Source organism: Spiroplasma sp. Moj, from assembly GCF_016082285.1.
Taxonomy (GTDB): Bacteria; Bacillota_I; Bacilli_A; order Mycoplasmatales; family Mycoplasmataceae; genus Spiroplasma; species Spiroplasma phoeniceum.
The window spans coordinates 1-3,820 of the sequence record NZ_MQTY02000097.1; the positions used below are offsets into that span (position 1 = coordinate 1).

Consider the following 3,820-nt stretch of genomic DNA (forward strand, 5'->3'; position numbering starts at 1 on the left):
TAAATAATTTAAATAAAAAAGTCATTTTTAGTTGTAGGAAAATATTAAATTTTTAAATAAAAGACATAATTAATTAAAATTATAATTTGCTATTAGTATCTTTTTAAAAATATTTATAATTATTTTAATAGGTTATGCAAGAAGTCTAATGATATTATTATCATAGATATATATTTAAAAATAATAAAAATGTATCAAAGGAGTATCAATTATCAACTATGAAAAAACTTTTATCAATTATCGGAGCAGTTAGTTTAACTGTAATCGGAGCAAGCAATATTTTTGCTTGTGGTGCTGGAAAAGCAAAACCAGTTAAACAATCAAATCCACCAAAAGAATCACAAGCAGAAAAAAAACAAAATGAAAACGCAGATCAAACACCAGTTGTTGAATCACAAGCAGAAAAAAAACAAAATGAAAACGCAGATCAAACACCAGTTGTTGAATCACAAGCAGAAAAAAAACAAAATGAAAACGCAGATCAAACACCAGTTGTTGAATCACAAGCAGAAAAAAAAACAATATTGAGTGATTTAAAATGAGTCAATTTTATTGACAATTTTGAAATAACAAAAGATGAATTAAATATTATTAAAAATTATAAAATTAATTCATATAATTTTGAAGCTAGTAAGAATCTTAAAAATAAAATATTAAATTTTTTAAACGATAATAAAGAAAAACTATGAAGTGAAATAGAAAAGAAAAATAGTATTAAGTTAAAAAAATTTAATCTTAATAAAGAAAATTTTAAAATTAATAAAATAATATCGCTTAATTTATTAAAGTATAATAATACTGGAAATGAATATCTTGTAATTTTATTATTACTTGATTTTAGTAATGAACAAGAAAAACTAAATGAACACTTGATTGATATTTATAAACTTATTAAAAAATAAATGATTGTTGATGAATATAATAACATCTTAATTTAAGATGTTATTATTTTGCCTTTTTAAGGGGGCGTTAAAAAACCTTGTTTTAATATAAATTTAGGTATATAATAAAAGTGTCAAAATAAAAAAAAGTGAGAGTTAACCACTCCCTTTAATGTTTTAGATTACTTTACAGTAATCTATTTTTTTATTATGTAAATAATAATTGCCATCAACAGTAAGGCTAAAACCAACAATAGCATTTTAAAAATCTCTTGTATGGTAATCACCTCCTATCTGATGTATTTGTCAAAATAGGGAGTGATTTTCTCTCACATCAATTATATTAATCTATATTTTACTAATTTTAAATATTTGATATAATTTTTATGTAGGCAATTTAAATTGCTACAATAAGTAAAAATGGAAACACAAAACTAGTTTAAATCTCTGTGTTTCCATAGACAATTTTAACATATTTTATTTGATAGTTTTTTTTCCTTGTTCAAACTACTTAAAATATGTTATATCAATTATTATAATTTTGTTTATGGAAATAGTGCAGTGGTATTATTTCCATTTTTATTTGTAGAAAGGAGGGATATAAAGATATGATAAATTTTCTTGTCGCATTGATAAAACTTGGATATTATTTAATCTTATTGTTTTTGCTTTTTATTCCGCTACTTTGTTTATTATATTTGTTGCCAAGTTGATTAATCACGCAAACAATATATATTAAATTGAAAAGTTTACGCGATAAAAAATATCTTAATGCGATTACTTGATTAACCTTAGCAATGATTTTGGCGGTTGGTATTTGTTTAACAGAAAATATCCTCCATCCGAATTTAACTTATAACTGAGATGGTTGAAATATCTTGGGTTCTTTGTTTGTTATTGAGTTGCAGTTTTTACCTTTATTTGTTTTGTTATATGCAATTTTAGATTATTGTGTTTACTTAATTGCAAATAAAATCGGGGCGTGGTTTGATAACAAAAATGCTAAATATGAGTTTATTAATATTTTTATTAAAAGTTGAATATGATTTATTCTGATTTTAAAAAGTACATCATACTTAACTAGATTGTTAAATACTCGTAACAAAGTTGTGAATAAAATTCAACAATGACAAAACAGTAATGTTTTACTTGATAAGTTTACCGCCCTAAATAAAGATAAATTAAACCAACATACTTTATTGGTTGGAACAACGGGGAGCGGTAAAACAACAACGCTGTTATCAATTATTAAACAGTTAAATACTAAGTTAAAACAAACAACAATTATTATTGATGGTAAGGGGGGGGTATTGATTTAATTGGCAAAGTTAAACAACTAAACCCTAATGCCTTTATTTGAACTATTAACGGTAATTTACAATATAACCCTTTTGCGACAAAAGATAGTGTTGTATTGTCAGATAAGATAATGTCGTTGTTTGATTTTTCCGAACAGTATTATCAGTCAATGGCAAATGATTATGTGTTGATTTTAACCGAAACACTAATTAGTAATAAAATATCTTTTATCTTAGACAATATAATTAAATATTTCAATATTGAAAATTTAAAAAATCTTGTTGGCAGAGATAACCCTAATTATGCTTATCTTGACAATATCAATGTCAAAGATATTGGTGGGATGCGTTCACGGTTGAATGTTTATCGCCAACAATTAAAAACAAGTATTGGGGATAAAAACTCGATTAGTGAAATTGTTAAAAATCATCAAGTAATCTTGTTTAGTATTAATTCATTATCTTATCCGAAATTAGCAAATGCGGTCGGGCGTTTGTTTATCCAAGACTTAAAAGAGTTTGCGATAAACAAACCCCAAGAGCAAAAAATTAACATTGTTTTAGATGAGTTTAATGTCTTTGCTAGTGAAATAATTGTAAACTTAATAAATAAAACGCATAGTTTTAATTATCAATGTTTCTTGTCGTTTCAAACAATCAATGATTTGAAATTAAAAGACATTGATTTAACTGATACTATCTTCGGTAATACTAGCAATGTTATCTGCCACGCTGTTAAAGACCCCAAATACCGCCGATTATTTAAGTAAAGTCTTTGGAACAATCACCAAGGCAAAATTAACTCGTCAGTTAGATTTTGCCAATGAACGGAGTATAATGGGGAGTGTTAGAGATGTTGAAGAGTTTATTTTTCATCCCAACGACTTTAAAAACTTATCAACTGGAACTACCATTATCAAAATTATCAACCCTAATAACAATATCAATAACTATGTATTCAAAAGAATACAAGTTGAAAAGAATGATTAATTATGAAAAAACTTTTATCAATTATTGGGACAATCGGGTTAGGTGCCTCAGCACCATCCCCATTACTTGCCAATACAGTACAAACTCGTGCTAAACGCGATGTTAGTATGTTGACATCTAAATCAAAAAATTATAAATATCTTAATTTTTCTAAATTATCTGCTATTAATGAAAAGGTACAGTTAGTATCAATTGGCAAAAATGCAATAACTTATCAGAGTGAATTAACCAAAAAAATTTATATTGTTTCAAAAGATAATATTAAAAAAGAAATTAATATTCCTACAAATGATTTAGTTTTTATTACAACCTTAGCAAATGATGATGTTTATTTTAATATAAATAAAGGTATATATCTTTTAAAACAAGGAGAAATACAAGCGATTAAAATCGATGGTATTAATGATACAAATTCTATTGCAATAGATAATAATGGTAATCTTTATTATGGTACAAATACTGGTGCGTTTGTGTTGAAACAAGGTGCAACAACACCAATACCAATAAATAGTATTAATGGTAAAATTAAAGATATTTATGTAGATAATTTAAATTCCGTTTATTAGACTTCTTGCATAACCTATTAAAATAATTGTAAATATTTTTAAAAAGATACTAATAGCAAATTATAATTTTAATTAATTATGTTTT

5 protein-coding genes are annotated in these 3,820 nt (G+C 25.1%); all 5 read left to right on the forward strand.

Features of this window, described 5'->3' with window-relative positions; genetic code table 4:
- Positions 1 to 218 precede the first annotated feature (218 nt).
- The 5 genes from BST80_RS04485 (at position 219) to BST80_RS04505 (ending at position 3,735) form a co-directional block, all read left to right on the forward strand.
- Positions 219 to 902 (forward strand): lipoprotein, encoded by a 684-nt coding sequence (locus BST80_RS04485; RefSeq protein ID WP_415746147.1) that lies wholly within the window; start codon positions 219 to 221, stop codon positions 900 to 902.
- Positions 903 to 1,489: 587 nt separating this feature from the next.
- Positions 1,490 to 2,200, forward strand: a complete 711-nt coding sequence (locus BST80_RS04490; protein ID WP_415746148.1) for a type IV secretion system DNA-binding domain-containing protein — start codon at positions 1,490 to 1,492, stop codon at positions 2,198 to 2,200.
- A gap of 95 nt (positions 2,201 to 2,295) precedes the next feature.
- Positions 2,296 to 2,949 carry a hypothetical protein gene (locus tag BST80_RS04495; protein ID WP_415746149.1) on the forward strand — a complete coding sequence of 218 codons (654 nt, stop codon included), beginning with the start codon at positions 2,296 to 2,298 and terminating at the stop codon, positions 2,947 to 2,949.
- Positions 2,897 to 3,169, forward strand: coding sequence for a hypothetical protein (locus BST80_RS04500; RefSeq protein WP_415746150.1), 273 nt, complete (start codon positions 2,897 to 2,899; stop codon positions 3,167 to 3,169). The genes BST80_RS04495 and BST80_RS04500 overlap by 53 nt, the downstream gene beginning before the upstream one ends.
- A 2-nt stretch (positions 3,170 to 3,171) precedes the next feature.
- A complete protein-coding gene (locus BST80_RS04505) occupies positions 3,172 to 3,735 on the forward strand; it encodes a hypothetical protein (RefSeq protein WP_415746151.1) in 564 nt (187 codons plus the stop codon).
- The last annotated feature ends 85 nt before the right edge of the window (positions 3,736 to 3,820 follow it).